Genomic DNA, 17,613 nt, shown 5'->3' with positions numbered 1-17,613 from the left:
CCGCGTCGCCCGAGGTGTAGATGCTCATGGCGCGTGCGCGGCGCTCGGGCGGGAAATAGTCGGCCAGCATGGAATAGGCCGCCGGCGACAGTGCCGCCTCGCCCACGCCCACGAACATGCGCGCCACGAACAGCGAGACGAAGCCCGTGACATAGCCGCCCGCCGCCGTGGCCACCACCCAGATCGCCATGCCGATGACGATGAGGTTGCGGCGGTTCCAGCGGTCGGCCAGGCGCCCCAGGAAGATGCCGACGAAGGTGTAGAAGATGGCGAAGGCAAAGCCGTGGACGATGCTGAAGACCCAGTCCGACAGCTGCAGATCCTTCTTGATGGGCTGCACCAGCAGGCCCAGGATCTGGCGGTCCACGAAGGACAGGGTGTAGGCCAGCAGCAGGATGATGGTGACGTAGTAGGCATAGCCGAGTCCGTTCGACTCGGCCGGCGCGGGCGTGGACACGCGGCCCGGCGGGTAAGGCAGGCTCATGGAGACCTCCTGTGGAGGAAGGGAAAGCGGAAAAAAGAAAGCGGGAAAGCGAGACAGGGCTGCGCATGAAAAGGGCCGGCGCACCGCGCCAGCCCTTGCGCGGGCATCAGCCGGCGCTGTGCTCGACCAGCATCAGCGCATCGAGCGCGACCACGCCCTGCCCTTCGGGCAGCACGATGACCGGGTTGAGGTCGATCTCGCGGATGGCCGGCGTGCCGCGCAGCACCTGGCCCAGGCGCACGATGAGTTCGGCCAGCGCCTGGCGGTCCAGCGCCGGGGCGCCACGGTAGCCGTGCAGCAGCGGCGCGCCCTGCAGGCGGTCCAGCTCGCGCAGCACCTCGCTGGTGGACAGGTCGGCGTCCAGCAGGCGCGCATCGCGCATGATCTCGGCCGTCACGCCGCCCAGGCCCGCCAGGATCACGGGGCCCCACTGCGGATCGTTGCGCGCGCCGATGATCATCTCCAGGCCATGCCGGCCCATGGCCTCGACCAGCACGCCGTCCAGCGCAATGGCGCTGTCATAGGCGGCCACATTCGCATGCAGCCGGCTCCAGGCCTCGCCCATGGCCTGCGCATCGGCAATGTTCAGAATCACGCCGCCTGCATCGCTCTTGTGGCTGAGGTCGGCCGACTGCGCCTTGAGCGCCACGGGCCAGCCGATCTCCGCCGCAATCGCCACGGCCTGCTCGGCCGAGGTGGCCAGGCGGCCCTTCGCAAACGGCACGCCGGCCTGGGCCAGCACGGCCTTGGATTCGTACTCGGGCACCACCGTGCGGCCTGCGGGCAGGGCCAGGGCGACGGGCTGGGCATCGGTGCGCTCGAAACTGCGCTGGCTGAAGGCGGTCAGGCGCTGCACGGCGCGCAGGGCACGCTCGGTGCTGGGGAAGTACGGCACGCCCAGCGCACGCATCTCGGCGATGAACTCGGCAGGCACGGCCGCGCCCTCGTCCAAGCCCGCCACGATGACGGGCTTGGCCGGCCGCAGCTCGCGCACGGCGCGCAGCACGGGCGGCATCTTGATGCCGCAGGTCACCGGGTCGCCCTGGATCAGGCCGACGATGATGGTGGAAAAGCGCGCATCGCCAAACAGCGCATCCAGCGTGCGGAAATACAGGTCCGGCTCGACCAGGCCCTGGGCCGTGAGGTCCAGCGGGTTGCTCACGCCCACGAACTCGGGCAGCGCAGCCCGCAGCGCGGGCGAGTCGTCGTCGCCGATGGCGGGCAGGGCCAGGCCCAGTTCCTCGGCCCAGTCCAGCGTCAACGCCTTGAAGGCACCGGACTCGCCCAGCACGGCAACTCCAGCTGCAGCTGCAGCTGCTGCACCGGCTGCACCAGCCGATGGCAGCACCGGGCAGCGGATGGCGATCTCGGCGATGTCGCCCAGCTCCTCCAGTGTCTCGGCAAACACCGCGCCTGCGCGTTCCAGCTTGGTGCGCATCAGCGCATAGTCGCCGGCCATGGCGCCGGTGTGCGTGGCGGCCGAGGCGCGCGCCGCGCTGCTCTTGCCCGGATGCAGCAGCACCACCGACTTGCCCAGGCTGCGCGCACGGGCCACGGTGGCCAGAATACGCCCGGGCTGGCGGAACTGCTCGACGATCATGGCGACCACGCGCGTGGAAGGCTGCTCCAGCAGGAAGTCCACATAGTCCTCGGCATGGCTGGCGGCCTCGTTGCCCGTGGAGATGGCGTGCGACAGCGGCAGCGCGCGGCTGGCCAGCGTGGTGCACAGCACGGTCATCATGGCGCCGCTTTGCGAGACCACGCCAATGGCGGGCCGCGCGGCATCGACCTGCTGCGCGTCGATATTCACCTCGACAAAGGTCAGCGGCACGCGCTGCAGGTAGTTGATGCAGCCCAGGCAGTTGGGACCCTCCACCACCATGCCGGCCTCGGCGGCGATGCGTGCGATCTCGCGCTGCTCGGCCATGCCGCGCTCGCCTGCCTCGGCAAAGCCGGCCGAGAAAATCACCACTGCGCCCACGCGCCGCGCCGCCAGCGCGCGCACCGTGTCCAGCACAAAGGGCTGGGGGATGGCCAGCACGGCCACGTCAACGCCCTCGGGCAGCTGGTCCACCGAAGCCAGGCAGGCCCGGCCGGCGATCTCGCTGCGCTTGGGATTGATCAGGTGGATGTCGCCGGCAAAGCCGTTGCGCTCCAGATTGCCCAGCACCGATGCGCCCAGCGCACCCGGCGTGGCCGAGGCGCCGACGATGGCGATGGAACGCGGCCTCAGCAGCCTGCCGATGTCGGGCCGCACGGCGGCCGCCATCTCTGTCGTTGTCATTCTTGTCTCCAATGATTAAAGCTGGGAGGCCTACCGCGCGTGGTGGACGCTGCCCAAGCGAGGGACACCGAGGAAGGGCCTAAGCCGGCCGCGCCGCCCCGCACTGAGGGTGTCGTCCCCCTCCCTCGCGAAGCGAGTTAGAGAGGGGGAAGGCGCGAAGCGCCTCAGGGGGTGACTTGCTTGCTCAAGTCGTAGGTTCCGAGACCTGGCTTGTAGGTCTTGTCGTCCAGGAACTGGCGCATGCCTTCTTTGCGGCCTTCGTTGTCGAAGCTGTTGGCGGCTTCCTGGGCACGCACCAGATAGTCCTCGGCGTTGTCGTAGCTCATGTCGCGCACGCGGCGGATGGCGTCCTTGGTGGCCTTCAGGGCGATGGGGTTCTTCTGCAGCAGGGCCTCGGCCACTTCGGTGACGCGGGCCTGCAGGCGGTCGGCCGGCAGGGATTCGTTGACCAGGCCCCACTCGGCCGCCGTGCGGCCGTCGATGTTCTCGCCGAGCATGGCGTGGTACATGGCGCGGCGAAAGGACAGCAGCTCCACCGCCACCTTGGAGGCGCCGCCGCCGGGCAGGATGCCCCAGTTGATTTCGGACAGGCCGAACTTGGCGTCATCCGAGGCAAAGGCCAGGTCGCAGGCGAACAGCGGGCCGTAGCCGCCGCCGAAGCACCAGCCGTTGACCATGGCGATGGTCGGCTTCTGGAACCAGCGCAGGCGGCGCCACCAGCCATAGCTCTCGCGCTGGGCCTTGCGGGTGCCGGCCAGGCCCGTGGCCTCGGTCTCGCGGAAGTATTCCTTCAGGTCCATGCCGGCAGTCCAGGCCGTGCCCTCACCGGCCAGAACGACCACGCCCACGTCGTCACGAAACTCCAGGTCGTCGAGCACGCGCATCATCTGGCGGTTGAGCTGGGGGCTCATGGCGTTGCGCTTTTCGGGGCGGTTGAATTTCACCCAGGCCACGCGGCCTTCGACGGTGCAGGACACGGTCTGTTCTTCGGTACGTTCGGTGCTCATTGCGCTTCCTTGTGCAAAAGGGAAATGGGAGGTTGGACACCGATGCTTCGGATCCATAATCGTTATGATAAATAACTATTATTCGACATAGCAATACAGCGTTTACCCTAGGCCGGTCACCACCCAGACCGGTGGCGATGCGAATGCTTCTGCGTCGCGCATGCATGCAATGCGCGGCACGCGGGGAATTGCGGCAGGTGTTTTGGCCGATCCGGGGGTTCACGCGATACTTGCGGTGTTCAACACAGTCAGGAGAAGAAGAACATGCAAGGCCAGCCAGAAGTCATCGAATGCCTCATAGAGCTGCTGCGCGGCGAACTTTCCGCACGCGACCAGTACTTCATCCACTCGCGCCAGTACGAGGACCAGGGCCTGCTGCGCCTGTTCGAGCGCATCGGCCATGAGATGGAAGAGGAAACCCAGCACGCCGACGCCATCCTGCGCCGCATCCTGTTCCTGGGCGGCCGCCCCGACATGCGCCCGCACGAGTTCACGCCCGGCGAGACCGTCGAAGAGATGCTGCGCAAGGACCTGGCCACCGAATACCGCGTGCGCGACAGCCTGCGCTCGGCCATGGCCCTGTGCGAGCGCCACGGCGACTACAACAGCCGCGACCTGCTGCTGGCCCAGCTGCGCGACACCGAGGAAGACCACGCCTACTGGCTGGAGAAGCAACTGGGCCTGATCGAGAAGATCGGCCTGCCCAACTACCTGCAAAGCAAGATGGGCGAACCGGCCTGAATGAAGCTCCCCCTGAGGCGCTTCGCGCCTTCCCCCGTGTGCACGGCGCCCTCTCTCGCTTCGCGGGAGGGGGACGACAGCCTCGCGGCGGGGCGGCCCTTGCTCGCTGTCCCTTGTTTTGGCCGCGCCAGTTTTTCAGGCACTTCCCATAAATGAGAGTGGGCTGTTTGCTCCACGATGAAACGGCAAGCCGGTCGCCCCACGATGAAACAAGAGCCCTCGAGGGCCTGAGAGAAGAGAAAAGAAAAAGGGATGGAAAGCCGCAAGGCCTTCCATCCCTTTTCATTTCCATCGGGTGCGCACCGCCGGGCGGCGGTGCAGCCCGGTGTCAGTCGTCCAGCAGCGACAGGTCGCGCACGGCGCCCTTGTCGGCCGACATCACCAGCTTGGCATAGGCCTTGAGCGCGGCCGAGACCTTGCGCGGGCGCGGCTGGGCGGGCTTCCAGCCCTTGGCATCCTGCTCGGCGCGGCGGCGGGCCAGTTCCTCGTCGGAGACCAGCACGTTGATGCTGCGGTTGGGAATGTCGATGCGGATGCGGTCGCCGTTCTTCACCAGACCGATGGCGCCGCCAGCGGCAGCTTCAGGAGAGCAGTGGCCGATGGACAGGCCCGAGGTGCCGCCCGAGAAGCGCCCGTCCGTCAGCAGCGCGCAGGCCTTGCCCAGGCCCTTGGACTTGATGTAGCTGGTCGGGTACAGCATTTCCTGCATGCCGGGGCCGCCCTTGGGGCCTTCGTAGCGCACGATGACGATGTCACCGGCCTTGACCTTGTCGTCCAGGATGTTCTGCACGGCCTCGTCCTGCGACTCGGTCACGTGGGCCGTGCCCTCGAACACATGGATGCTTTCGTCCACGCCGGCCGACTTGACCACGCAGCCGTCCAGGGCGATGTTGCCCGTCAGCACGGCCAGGCCGCCCTCCTTGGAGAAGGCGTGCTCGTAGGAGCGGATGCAGCCTTCTGCACGGTCCAGGTCCAGGCTGGGCCAGCGCGTGTTCTGGCTGAAGGCCACCTGGGTGGGGATGCCGGCCGGTCCTGCCAGGTAGAAGTGCCGCACGGCTTCGTCCTGGGTGGTGGTGATGTCCCACTGCGCCAGGCCTTCGCCCAGGGTCTTGGCGTGCACGGTGGGCACGTCGGTGTGCAGCTTTCCGGCGCGAGCCAGCTCGCCCAGGATGGCGAAGATGCCGCCGGCGCGGTGCACATCCTCGATGTGGTACTTCTGCGTGTTGGGCGCGACCTTGCACAGCTGGGGCACCTGGCGCGAGAGGCGGTCGATGTCGGCCATGGTGAAGTCGATCTCGGCTTCACGGGCAATGGCCAGCAGGTGCAGGATGGTGTTGGTGGAGCCGCCCATGGCGATGTCCAGCGTCATCGCGTTCTCGAAGGCCTTGAAGCCCACCGAGCGCGGCAGCACGGATGCGTCTTCCTGCTCGTAGTACTCGCGGGCCAGCTCGACGATGCGGCGGCCGGCGCGCTTGAACAGTTCCTCGCGGTCGGCATGCGTGGCCAACACCGTGCCGTTGCCGGGCAGGGACAGGCCCAGGGCCTCGGTCAGGCAGTTCATGGAGTTGGCGGTGAACATGCCCGAGCACGAACCGCAGGTGGGGCAGGCCGAGCGCTCGACCTGGGCGACCTGCTCGTCGGTGTAGTTGGAGTCGGCCGCGATCACCATGGCATCGACCAGGTCCAGCTTCTTGAACTCCAGCGTGTGCGTGGTGGGATTGGCCAGCTTGGTCTTGCCCGCTTCCATGGGGCCGCCCGAGACGAAGATCACGGGAATGTTCAGCCGCATGGCAGCCATCAGCATGCCGGGGGTGATCTTGTCGCAGTTGGAGATGCACACCAGCGCGTCGGCACAGTGGGCGTTGACCATGTACTCCACCGAGTCCGCGATGATGTCGCGGCTGGGCAGCGAATACAGCATGCCGTCGTGGCCCATGGCGATGCCGTCGTCCACGGCGATGGTGTTGAATTCCTTGGCCACGCCGCCTGCGGCCTCGATCTCGCGCGCCACCAGCTGGCCCAGGTCCTTGAGGTGGACGTGGCCGGGCACGAACTGCGTGAAGGAATTGGCGATGGCGATGATGGGCTTGTCGAAGTCGCCATCCTTCATGCCGGTGGCACGCCACAGGGCGCGCGCACCAGCCATGTTGCGGCCGCCGGTGGAAGTCTTGGAACGGTATGCGGGCATGGGCAATCCAGTTGTCTGTCGTCTCGGTCCGTCCCTGGTCCTGTGGGGAAGGCCAGGGTCTGGGCGAAGATTATGGCGCAGCACCCGCCGCACTGCTGGGGCGCAGGAATGCCCCGGCCAGCGTGGACCGCCCCTTTGCAGACCCCAGGCATCGCCTGCGGCGAAGCCTGCTGCGCAATTCAGATCCGATCAGCGGCGCGAACGCGTGCCCGTGCCCATGGCTTCCTTGTTCTTTTCGATGCGCTTCAGGCGCCGCTGCTCGATCTTGTCGGCCGCGCGCCGCTTGGTGTAGCCCGACATGTCCGCCCAGGCCCACCAGGCCGCCGTCAAGCCATAGGCGCCCAGGATGACGTACCACGACCAGGTGGCGACAGGTTCGATATCGGCCAGCTTGAGCAGGGTGAGCAGGACCGCAATTCCCAACAGATACATCACTTCTCCTTCGCCACAAAGCGCTTCACACGAGGTAACGCATCACGCATGCGCGCCCACTACAATGGTTCGCATAATTATTCCCGACAACACCCCAGGAACTCATGATGAAGCAGACATTGATTGCATTTGCCCTGACCGTCGCCGCCGTGGCCCCCGCCATGGCCGACCAGGCACTTGCCACCTCCAAGAACTGCATGGCATGCCACGCAGTGGACAAGAAGCTGGTGGGCCCCTCCTACAAGGATGTGGCCGCCAAGTACGCCGGCCAGAAGGACGCTGTGGACAAGCTGGCAGGCAAGATCATGAAGGGCGGCAGCGGCGTCTGGGGCCCGGTTCCCATGCCCGCCAACCCCCAGGTCAACGAAGCCGATGCCAAGAAGCTGGCCGCCTGGGTGATGTCGCTGAAGTAGGCTCCGCCTTTCTTTCGGGGCCCCCGCCTCAGGGCCCGCAAAAAAACCGCGCTACGCAAGTCGCGCGGTTTTTTCATGGTCCGCCGGTGAATCCGGGCCCGGCCCCCTTACCTGTAGTCCGCAGCGCCCGTGCCGGGCTGCTGGTGCAGGCGTACCTGCTGCTCCAGCTGCCCCACATAGGCGGCCGTGCTGTTGTCCGACTCCTGGGCGCGCTGCACCAGATGGGCCTCCAGCGCATCCAGCCGCGCCATCAGCACCTCCTTGTCACGCGCATGCAGGTCTTCCAGCACGGTGCGCAGCTCGGTGAAGCGCGAGGCCTCGGCCTTGTCGGCCAGGTCGCGCTGGGCCTGCATTTCCTTGGCGTGTCGGCGCGCCTCCATCAGCACCGAGCCCTGCAGCCACAGCACATAGGCGACGAAGAACACGCCCAGCAGGCAGGTCAGCGCCAGCATCAGCACGCCCAGCGGCGCCTGGACATCGGTGACGCCCAGCGACACGACGGATGGTGCGGCCAGCGTGTTCCAGTTGAATGCCGCCAGCAGCGCAATCAGGGCCACGGTGATCAGCAGCGACAGGGTTCTCAGATTCATGGTGAAAGGCCTCCCTCGGCAGTGGTGAAAGCAACAGCTTCGGTTGTACCGCAACCATCATGCCTGAGCTGTCGGCCCACACAAAATAGGACTGCAAGACAGGGCGCCGCCCGCAGTCCGGCCAAGAAAAAACCGGAGCCAGGGCTCCGGTTCTTCATGGCGGTCGTGCCGGACCTCAGTTCGTCTCGGCCAGCTGGTCGAGGATGGCCGGGTTCTCCAGCGTGCTCGTGTCCTGGGTGATGGCCTCGCCCTTGGCAATCGAGCGCAGCAGGCGGCGCATGATCTTGCCGCTGCGCGTCTTGGGCAGGTTGTCGCCGAAGCGAATGTCCTTGGGCTTGGCGATGGGGCCGATTTCCTTGGCCACCCAGTCGCGCAGCTCCTTGGCGATCTGCTTGGCTTCCTCGCCCGTGGGGCGTGCCCGCTTCAGCACCACGAAGGCGCAGATGGCCTCGCCGGTCAGGTCGTCGGGGCGGCCCACGACGGCGGCCTCGGCCACCAGATCCGTCTTGGCGACCAGGGCCGATTCGATCTCCATCGTGCCCATGCGGTGGCCGGAGACATTGAGCACGTCGTCGATGCGGCCGGTGATGCGGAAGTAGCCCCGGTCCTCGCTGCGCACGGCGCCGTCGCCTGCCAGATAGGTCTGCCCGCCGAGTTCGGCCGGGAAATAGCTCTTCTTGAAGCGCTCGGGGTCGCCCCAGATGGTGCGGATCATGCTGGGCCAGGGCTTGGTGACCACCAGCAGGCCGCCTGCGCCGTTGGGCAGTTCGTGGCCGGTCTCGTCGACGATGGCGGCCATGATGCCCGGCAGCGGCAGCGTGCACGAACCCGGCACCAGCGGCGTGGCACCCGGCATGGGGGCGATCACGTGGCCGCCGTTCTCGGTCTGCCAGAAGGTGTCCACGATGGGGCAGCGCTCGCCGCCCACATGCTTGTGGTACCACATCCAGGCCTCGGGATTGATGGGCTCGCCCACGCTGCCCAGCAGGCGCAGGCTGGACAGGTTCCAGTTCTTCGGATGCACGGCGGCATCGCTGTCGGCGGCCTTGATCAGCGAGCGGATGGCCGTGGGCGCCGTGTAGAAGATGGTGCAGCCGTGGCGCTCGATCATCTGCCAGAAGCGGCCCGCATTGGGGAAGGTGGGCACGCCCTCGAACACGATCTGCGTGGCGCCAGCGGCCAGCGGGCCGTAGGCCACGTAGGTGTGGCCCGTGATCCAGCCGATGTCGGCCGTGCACCAGAACACGTCGCTGGGCTTGAGGTCGAAGGTCCACTCCATGGTCTGCTTGGCCCACAGCACATAGCCGCCCGTGCAGTGCTGCACGCCCTTGGGCTTGCCGGTGGAGCCGCTGGTGTAGAGGATGAACAGCGGGTGCTCGGAATCCACGGCCACGGGCGCGCACTCCGTGCTCTGGCCGGCCAGGATCTCGCCGAAGGTCTTGTCGCGGCCCGCCGTCATGGCACAGGCCGTGGCCGTGCGCTCGTAGACGAAGACATGGCGCACGGCCTCGCAGCCGCCCAGCGCCAGCGCGTCGTCCACGATGGCCTTGAGCGGCAGTTCCTTGCCGCCGCGCATCTGGTAGTTGGCGGTGATCACGGCCACGGCGCCCACGTCGACGATGCGTTCCTGCACCGCCTTGGCCGAGAAGCCGCCGAACACCACGCTGTGCGTGGCGCCGATGCGCGCGCAGGCCTGCATGGCCACCACGCCCTCGATGGTCATGGGCATGTAGATCAGGACACGGTCACCCTTTTGCACGCCCTGCGCCTTGAGCGCGTTGGCGAACTGCGAGACGCGCTCCAGCAGCTCGCGGTAGCTGACCTTGGTGACCTCGCCGCCATCGGCCTCGAAGATGATGGCCGTCTTGTGCTCGACGGCCGTGCCCATGTGCTTGTCCAGGCAATTGGCGCTGGCATTGAGTTCGCCATCGGCGAACCAGCGGAAGAAGGGGGGATTGCTGTCGTCCAGCACCTGGGTGAAGGGCTTGGACCAGACCACGTTCTCGCGCGCCAGGCGGGCCCAGAAGCCCTGGTAGTCGTTCTCTGCCTCGGCGCACAGCGCCTTGTACTGCTCCATGCCGGAGATGCGGGCCTTGGCGGCAAAGTCTGCCGGCGGCGGGAAGACCCGGTTCTCCACCAGTACCGATTCAATGGGGGATGCTGTTGCGGTGCTCATGCTTGCTTGTCTCCTGGGCTGGCCAAATAAAAATTGTGGTGTGACTGTCGGGGGCCGGTCTTACATGCCACTGACTGAAACACCCTTGGGCGCGTCTACCTGGGGATTCCCCGCAGTTCCTGGCTGTCACCGGCAATGGCCTGTTTCGCCGCTAAAATCGCGCGCCCGTTTTCCACGGCCATTGTCCCCTCCCATCCACGCCCCCACGCAAGACAAGCGCGACCGACCACCATGGCCCGCCAGCAAAACTCCAACCGAGCCCCCGGCTCCCCCCTGCGTCCCCTGCCCTCCCTGATCTTCGCCAGCCGCTGGCTGCAGCTGCCGCTGTACCTGGGCCTGATCGCCGCCCAGGGCGTCTACGTCTGGCACTTCCTGCTGGAGCTGTGGCACCTGATCGAGGCCGCCTTCGGCAACCAGGAAGCGCTGCAGGCGCTGATCACCAGCATCGGCTACAAGCACGATGCGCCCATTGGCGCGCTCAACGAAACCATCATCATGCTGGTGGTGCTGGCGCTGATCGACGTGGTGATGATCTCCAACCTGCTGATCATGGTCATCGTGGGCGGCTACGAAACCTTCGTCAGCCGCCTGGGCCTGGACAGCCACCCCGACCAGCCCGAGTGGCTGGGCCACGTGAACGCCTCCATCCTCAAGGTCAAGCTGGCCCTGTCCATCATCGGCATCAGCTCCATCCACCTGCTCAAGACCTTCATCAACGCGGGCAGCTACGACGTCAAGGTGCTGATGTGGCAGACCATCATCCACGTCACCTTCCTGGCCAGCGCCCTGGCCATCGCCTATACCGACAAGCTGATCAACAGCACGGCCAGCAACCACTGAGCCCGTCGGCATCCCGCACCGAAGCCCCGCAGCGCCAGCCGCTGCGGGGCTTTTTTCATGGGCGGGCGCAGGCAACGGGTCGGTCACCTGCCAGCGCCCGGCCGGCCAGCGCACCAGGCACGCTTTTTGCCGCAGATCGGGCCTGAAGCTTTCCTCAAGCTGACGCTTGACCGATTTTATTCATCGATGACAGCATATGCCTTGTGAATCATGGCCTCAACGCTCTCATTAAGAGAGCAAATAATGGCCGGATTGCATCCCCCAAGGGCTTGAAACAGCCCAAAACAGGCCTTCTTCGGCTCATGCGTTTTGACGCAGTAAAACCTGTTTTATATAATTTCGGCTTCTTTACAACCTGCCAAGCAGGTCATCGGCACCGTCTTCACGGCCTGCCGATCCCTCCGGCGGATCGTTGTGCTCCCGGCACAGCCCCGTCAACCGGGCCGAAACTCGGTCCTGATGTTGTGGGGCATCGCGCTGGCTGATCTTCAGCCACGATGCCCGCCTGAGACACCGCGCGCGCTTGCCGCCGGCTGCTCTCGACCTCTGGCTCTTGCGCACCGCTTCGCGTGCCATCCGAGCCGTCTCGGGTGCTTTCGCACCTGTTTGAATTCCAGCAACGGGGGACGGCCGTCCCCTGCAGCGAACGGCATCAGGGCTTCATTTTTGGCTTGCGCGCCAGCGTCTTCGCCCGTCGAGGACGCTGGACTGTGTTCCATCTCACCCAAAAGGAGAACGCCACAGTGGCCAAGCAGATCATCATCGATCATGTGTTCAAGGTTTTCGGGGACGACCCCAGGACCGCACTCGAGCTCGTCCAACAAGGCCTGAGCAAACAGGAGATCCTGGAGCGCACGGGCCAGTCCATCGGCGTGTTCGACGCCGACTTCACCATCGAGGCCGGCGAGATCTTCGTCGTCATGGGCCTGTCGGGCTCGGGCAAGTCCACCCTGGTGCGCATGCTCAACCGCCTGATCGAGCCCACGGCCGGGCGCATCGTGGTCGATGGCCAGGACATCAATGCCCTGAGCGAGCGCGATCTGCGCGCGCTGCGCCGCAAGGACATCTCCATGGTGTTCCAGTCCTTTGCGCTGATGCCGCACATGACGGTGCTGGACAACACGGCCTTCGGCCTGGAGCTGGCCGGCGCCGACAAGGCCGAGCGCCAGAAGCAGGCCCAGGCCGCGCTGGAGCAGGTGGGCCTGGGCGCCTGGGGCGCAAGCTATCCCGACGAGCTGTCGGGCGGCATGCAGCAGCGCGTGGGCCTGGCCCGGGCGCTGGCGTCCGATCCGTCCATCCTGCTGATGGACGAGGCCTTCTCGGCCCTGGACCCCATCATCCGCACCGAGATGCAGTCCGAGCTGCTGCGCCTGCAGCAGATCCAGCGCCGCACCATCGTCTTCATCTCGCATGACCTGGACGAGGCCATGCGCATCGGCGACCGCATCGCCATCATGAAGGACGGCCAGGTGATCCAGGTCGGCACGCCCGACGAGATCCTGCGCAGCCCCGCCGACGACTATGTGCGCAGCTTCGTGCGCGGCGTGGACGCGGCCTCGGTCTTCAAGGCCGGGGACATTGCGCGCCAGGCCCTGACCGTGGTGTCGGAGCACAGCGACCGCGGCTGCCGCGCAGCCCAGCGCCTGCTGGAAGACTCCGATCGCGACTACGCCTATGTGGTCAACGCGCGCCGCCGCTTCCTGGGCGTGGTGTCCTCGCAATCGCTGCGCGACGCACTGCATGGCCGCCCGGGCATGCTGGGCCTGAGCCACGCCTTCCTGCCCAACGTGGAGCCGCTGTCCGCAGGCACGCCCGTGGCCGAGCTGTTCGGCCCCGTGGCCGCTGCGCCCTGCGCGCTGCCGGTGACCAGCGACGACGGCCAGTTCATGGGCGTGGTCAGCCGCACCACCATGCTGCGCTTCCTGGACCGCGACACGCCGCCCGTGCCGCCGCCGCAGGAGATCGTGCCGCCGGTCACGCTCAACCCGCATTTCCCGGCCTCCAACGCTCCCACCGTTGCCCCCACCGTCGCGCCGACCGTGGAGCCGATCGAACAACGACAAGGAGATGCCGCATGAGCGATGCCAACAACAACCTGAACCCGAACACCGCCGCTGCCGCCACCGATCCCTGGTCCGAAGCAGGCGCCAATGCAAACGCAGCCCCTGCTGCCGCCGATGCCGCGGCCCCCGCAAGCGCCGATCCCTGGGCAGCCGCCTCCACGCAGGCGCCCGCCGATGCGTCGCCCGATCCCTGGGGCGCTGCCAGCAGCGGCGATGCACCGGGCGGCGACTGGCTGGGCGCGTCGGCCGGGGTTCCCGACGACGCACAGGCCAGCCTCTGGCACCAACTGACCACGGACGGCCTGCCCGTGCAGGGCTGGATCAACAGCGGCCTGGAATGGGTGGTCCACCATTTCCGCCCCTTCTTCCAGGCCGTGCGCACGCCCATCGACGGCACGCTGTCGGGCATCACCGATGCCATGCTGGCCCTGCCCTGGCCGCTGCTGATCCTGATCCTGACCCTGGTGGCCTGGCAGTTCGCGGGCCGCGCCATGGCCATTGGCGCCGCCGTTTCGCTGGTGGTCGTCGCCATGCTGGGCATCTGGCCCGAGGCCATGGTGACGCTGTCGCTGGTGCTGACCTCGCTGGTGTTCTGCATGGTCATCGGGCTGCCCGTGGGCATCCTGCTGGCCTCCAGCGACCGTGCCCAGCGCTGGACGCGGCCGCTGCTCGACGCCATGCAGACCACGCCGGCCTTCGTCTACCTGGTGCCCGTGGTGATGCTGTTCGGCATCGGCAACGTGCCCGGCGTGATCGTGACCATCATCTTCGCGCTGCCGCCGCTGATCCGCCTGACCAACCTGGGTATCCGCCAGGTGCGCCCCGACCTGATCGAGGCCAGCCGCGCGTACGGCGCCTCGCCCTGGCAGCTGCTGTGGAAGGTGCAGCTGCCGCTGGCCATGCCGTCCATCATGGCCGGCGTGAACCAGGCGCTGATGCTGTCGCTGTCGATGGTGGTGATCGCCTCCATGATCGCCGTGGGCGGCCTGGGCCAGATGGTGCTGCGCGGCATCGGCCGCCTGGACATGGGCCTGGCCACCGTGGGCGGCCTGGGCATCGTGCTGCTGGCCATCGTGCTGGACCGCATCACCCAGGCCATGGGACAGACCACACGTGGCGGTGCGCGCTGGTGGCACAGCGGCCCCGCCGGCTGCATTGCCCGCCTGCTGGGCGCCGGCAGCAAGCCGGTTCATCGCGGCAGCACCAGCTGAACGCCTTGCCTGCGGCGCGGACGGGCCTTCTGCCGCGCCGCCTTCCCGAAAAACGGCCAGCCCCGCTGGCCGCCCGCTCCCCTTTCATCACACAACGGAGGAACCCGAGGATGATCCAAGCCCTGAACCCCAACCGACTGCAGGCCAACGCACTGCGCCACTGGCTGCGCGCCGGCGCCATCGCCACAGGCATTGCGCTGGCCAGCGCCAGCGCATGGTCGGCCGACGAACAGCCCGGAAAGGGCGTGAAGGTGTTGCCACTGAAGAGCTCCATCGCCGAAGAGAGCTTCCAGACCCTCATCGTCATGAAGGCCCTGGAGAAGCTGGGCTATGACGTGCAGCCCTTCCAGGAGGTCGAGTACCCCACGGCCCACGTGGCGATTGCCAATGGCGATGCCACTTTCCTGGCCACGCACTGGAACCCGCTGCACGCCGACTACTACAAGAACGCGGGCGGCGACGCAAAGCTGTTCCGCAAGGGCGTGTACTCGGACAACGCCGCCCAGGGCTACCTGATGGACAAGAAGACGGCCGACGAATACAAGATCACCAACCTCGGCCAGCTCAAGGACCCCAAGATCGCCAAGCTGTTCGACTCGGACGGCGACGGCAAGGCCGACCTCACCGGCTGCACGCCGGGCTGGGGCTGCGAGGCCGTGATCGAGCACCACCTGACGGCCTACAAGCTGCGCGACACCGTGACCCACAAGCAGGGCACCTACTCGGCGCTGATCGCCGACACCATCTCGCGCTACAAGGCCGGCAAGCCCATCCTCTACTACACCTGGACGCCCTACTGGGTGAGCAACGTGCTCAAGCCCGGCAAGGACGTGGTGTGGCTGGAGGTGCCGTTCTCCTCGCTGCCCGGCGAGCAGGCCAAGCTGGACACCAAGCTGCCCAACGGCAAGAACTACGGCTTCGTGGTGAACAAGCAGCAGATCATCGCCAACAAGGCCTTCACCGACAAGCATCCCGATGCCGCCAAGTTGTTCGAGCTGATGCAGGTCCCCGTGGGTGACATCAGCGCACAGAACCACATGATGAGCCAGGGCCAGAGCAAGCCTTCGGACATCAACCGCCATGTGGACGGCTGGATCAAGGCCCACCAGAAGACCTTCGACGGCTGGCTGGAACAGGCCCGCGCCGCAGCCCGCTGAACGCTGCGGGGGAGCCGCGCCAGGCGCTCCCCCGGCTTCCTGCTTCAAAGGCCCGCTTCGGCGGGCCTTTTGAACATGCGCAGGGCGATGGCCGTGACCACCACGCCTGCCACCAGCGCCACCGCATACATGGCCACGTGGGTCACGGCATTGGGAATGGGCGCGACGAAGATGCCGCCATGCGGCACCTTCAGTTCCACCCCCGCCAGCATGGACACGGCGCCGGCCACAGCCGAGCCCAGCACCAGGGCCGGAATCGTGCGCAGCGGATCGCGCGCCGCGTAGGGAATGGCCCCCTCGGTGACAAAGGCCAGGCCCAGCACGCCGGCCGAGGCGGCGCTGCCGCGCTCCTCGCGCGTGAAGCGGTCGGCAAACAGGCGCGTGGCCAGGGCCAGCCCCAGCGGCGGCGTCATGCCGGCGATCATGGCTGCAGCCATGGGCGTGTAGACCTGGCTCGCGATCATTCCCGTGGAAAACGCATAGGCGGCCTTGTTCACCGGCCCGCCCATGTCAAAGGCCATCATCGCGCCCAGCAACAGGCCCAGCAGCAAGGCACTGGCACCCTGCATGCCGCGCAGCCAGGCGCTCAGCCACTGCAGCAGCTCGGCCACGGGCGCACCAACCAGATAGAACATCAGCAGCCCCGTGAACAGGCTGCCCAGCACAGGCAGGATCAGCATGGGCAGCAGGCCCTTGAGCGCCTGCGGCAGCCGGATGTGCGCCGCCATGAAGGCCACGCCGTAGCCTGCGATGAAGCCGGCCGCAATGCCGCCGATGAATCCCGCCCCCATGCTGGACGCGATCATCCCGCCGATCATGCCCGGCGCAATGCCGGGCCGGTCGGCAATGGAATAGGCGATATAGCCGGCCAGTGCCGGCACCATCAGCGCAAAGCCGCCCTTGGCGCCGATCTGGAACAGCGTCCATCCCAGCGTGCCCTGGTGGGCATCGTCATGGACATAGATGCCGCCCAGCGCAAAGGCCATGGCGATCAGAATGCCGCCCGCCGTGACGAAGGGCAGCATGAAGGACACGCCGGTCATCAGGTGGCGATAGGCACCACCCTGGGTCCGGGCCGGCGTGGGCGCGGCGCCGCCTGCCGCAGCAGCGCCCACGGCGACACCATGCACGGCGGCTTCGGCCAGCGCCCGGGTGATCAGGCCCGAGCCGTCGCGTATGGCCGGCTTGGTGCCGCTGCGCAGCAGCGGCTTGCCCGCGAAGCGCGAGAGATCCACCTCGCGGTCGGCGGCGATGATGACCAGGTCGGCCTCGGCAATCTCCTGCGGCGTCAGCGCATCGAGCGCGCCCACCGAGCCTTGTGTCTCCACGCGCATGGCGTGGCCCAGCGCAGCCGCGCCGCGCTGCAGCCCCTCGGCCGCCATGAAGGTATGGGCGATGCCCGTGGGGCAGGAGGTGACGGCCACGATCCGCTTGCCCGTGCGCTTGCCCATGTTCTCGCCCATGCGCTCGCCAGCGGGACTGGCGGCAGCGCAGCGTGCCAGCACGCCGGCCGGATCGTCGAGCGCCTCGCGCAGGCTGCAGCGCTCGACGGCGGCCTGCACGAAGCGGGAGGCATCGGCGTCGGTATCTGCATCGTCATCGGTGCCGGCATCCCCCACGATCAGCAATTGCCCGGCCTGCGCGGCGGCATCGGCTGCATGCAGCCCGATCACACCGCCGCTGGCGCGCACTTCCACGGCCAAGGGACGCTGTCCGGCCGCATGGCGCAGGGCTTCGGCGGCCAGCAGCGCTTCGGCGTCGTGCCCGGCGGCTGCGATCACCACAAAAAGAGGGTTCATGAGAGCTCCTGAAGAATGGGGGATCACGGCCACTGGCATGGCTCCAGCAGCACGCTGGCAGCCAGGGCCTGGACGCGGTTGGCATCGACTTCGCGCGCGGGCGCGGCCTGCAGCCAGGCCAGCGCGCTGGCCGTGGACAGGCGTGCGGTGTCCGCCAGATCCAGTCCGCGCAGTCGCGCGGCCACCATGCCCGCGACCATGGCATCGCCCGCGCCCACGGAGACGCGG

The 17,613-nt window shown here is 67.2% G+C and carries 15 protein-coding genes; 6 read left to right on the top strand and 9 right to left on the bottom strand.

All coding sequences use genetic code 11. The features are described from left to right. The 3 genes from L995_RS30265 to L995_RS30255 form a co-directional block, all read right to left on the bottom strand. Positions 1-484, bottom strand: a 484-nt coding sequence (locus L995_RS30265) for an MFS transporter (RefSeq protein WP_047475149.1), incomplete at its 3' end; no start/stop codon positions are given. Positions 485-590: 106 nt separating this feature from the next. Next, positions 591-2,768 (bottom strand): acetate--CoA ligase family protein, encoded by a 2,178-nt coding sequence (locus tag L995_RS30260; protein WP_047475147.1) that lies wholly within the window; start codon positions 2,766-2,768, stop codon positions 591-593. Between the two features lie 164 nt (positions 2,769-2,932). After that, positions 2,933-3,775, bottom strand: coding sequence for a p-hydroxycinnamoyl CoA hydratase/lyase (locus L995_RS30255; RefSeq protein ID WP_016445183.1), 843 nt, complete (start codon positions 3,773-3,775; stop codon positions 2,933-2,935). Between the two features lie 264 nt (positions 3,776-4,039). Between L995_RS30255 and bfr the strand changes: the two genes are divergently transcribed. After that, a complete protein-coding gene (gene bfr / locus L995_RS30250) occupies positions 4,040-4,516 on the top strand; it encodes a bacterioferritin (protein WP_016445182.1) in 477 nt (158 codons plus the stop codon). A gap of 328 nt (positions 4,517-4,844) precedes the next feature. Here the strand turns inward: bfr and ilvD are convergent, their stop codons facing one another. After that, positions 4,845-6,704: a dihydroxy-acid dehydratase gene (gene ilvD / locus L995_RS30245; protein ID WP_016445181.1), complete on the bottom strand. Its 1,860-nt coding sequence runs from the start codon at positions 6,702-6,704 to the stop codon at positions 4,845-4,847. A gap of 189 nt (positions 6,705-6,893) precedes the next feature. Beyond that, a complete protein-coding gene (locus L995_RS30240) occupies positions 6,894-7,136 on the bottom strand; it encodes a TIGR04438 family Trp-rich protein (protein ID WP_016445180.1) in 243 nt (80 codons plus the stop codon). Positions 7,137-7,243: 107 nt separating this feature from the next. Between L995_RS30240 and L995_RS30235 the strand changes: the two genes are divergently transcribed. Next, the gene (locus L995_RS30235) at positions 7,244-7,549 is read left to right on the top strand and encodes a c-type cytochrome (protein WP_016445179.1); all 306 of its coding nucleotides are present in this window, start codon (positions 7,244-7,246) and stop codon (positions 7,547-7,549) included. A 107-nt stretch (positions 7,550-7,656) separates the two neighbouring features. Here the strand turns inward: L995_RS30235 and L995_RS30230 are convergent, their stop codons facing one another. Continuing rightward, positions 7,657-8,139, bottom strand: a complete 483-nt coding sequence (locus tag L995_RS30230; RefSeq protein ID WP_016445178.1) for a hypothetical protein — start codon at positions 8,137-8,139, stop codon at positions 7,657-7,659. Positions 8,140-8,314: 175 nt separating this feature from the next. Beyond that, positions 8,315-10,315 (bottom strand): acetate--CoA ligase, encoded by a 2,001-nt coding sequence (acs, locus tag L995_RS30225; protein ID WP_016445177.1) that lies wholly within the window; start codon positions 10,313-10,315, stop codon positions 8,315-8,317. 231 nt (positions 10,316-10,546) lie between these two features. Here acs and L995_RS30220 point away from each other — a divergent pair, with 231 nt between their 5' ends. From L995_RS30220 to proX, 4 genes are all read left to right on the top strand, one after another. Beyond that, positions 10,547-11,155 (top strand): TIGR00645 family protein, encoded by a 609-nt coding sequence (locus L995_RS30220; protein ID WP_012204594.1) that lies wholly within the window; start codon positions 10,547-10,549, stop codon positions 11,153-11,155. Between the two features lie 743 nt (positions 11,156-11,898). Next, the gene (proV, locus tag L995_RS30215) at positions 11,899-13,233 is read left to right on the top strand and encodes a glycine betaine/L-proline ABC transporter ATP-binding protein ProV (RefSeq protein ID WP_016453088.1); all 1,335 of its coding nucleotides are present in this window, start codon (positions 11,899-11,901) and stop codon (positions 13,231-13,233) included. Then, positions 13,230-14,429: a glycine betaine/L-proline ABC transporter permease ProW gene (gene proW / locus L995_RS30210; RefSeq protein WP_047475144.1), complete on the top strand. Its 1,200-nt coding sequence runs from the start codon at positions 13,230-13,232 to the stop codon at positions 14,427-14,429. Before proV ends, proW begins: the two co-directional genes overlap by 4 nt. 110 nt (positions 14,430-14,539) lie before the next feature. Beyond that, positions 14,540-15,586 (top strand): glycine betaine/L-proline ABC transporter substrate-binding protein ProX, encoded by a 1,047-nt coding sequence (gene proX, locus L995_RS30205; protein ID WP_046985394.1) that lies wholly within the window; start codon positions 14,540-14,542, stop codon positions 15,584-15,586. A 44-nt stretch (positions 15,587-15,630) separates the two neighbouring features. On the opposite strand, the gene L995_RS30200 is transcribed toward proX, so the two are convergent. After that, on the bottom strand, positions 15,631-17,385 hold the full coding sequence (locus L995_RS30200; RefSeq protein ID WP_047475143.1) for a PTS fructose transporter subunit IIC: 1,755 nt from the start codon (positions 17,383-17,385) through the stop codon (positions 15,631-15,633). A gap of 23 nt (positions 17,386-17,408) precedes the next feature. After that, on the bottom strand, positions 17,409-17,613 hold a 205-nt coding region (locus L995_RS30195), incomplete at its 5' end, for a PfkB family carbohydrate kinase (protein WP_047475142.1).

This window comes from Delftia sp. ZNC0008, from assembly GCF_000799035.1.
Classification (GTDB): domain Bacteria; phylum Pseudomonadota; class Gammaproteobacteria; order Burkholderiales; family Burkholderiaceae_C; genus Comamonas; species Comamonas tsuruhatensis.
The sequence above is the reverse complement of the archived record's forward strand: the minus strand, read 5'-3'. Positions and strand labels throughout refer to the sequence as shown.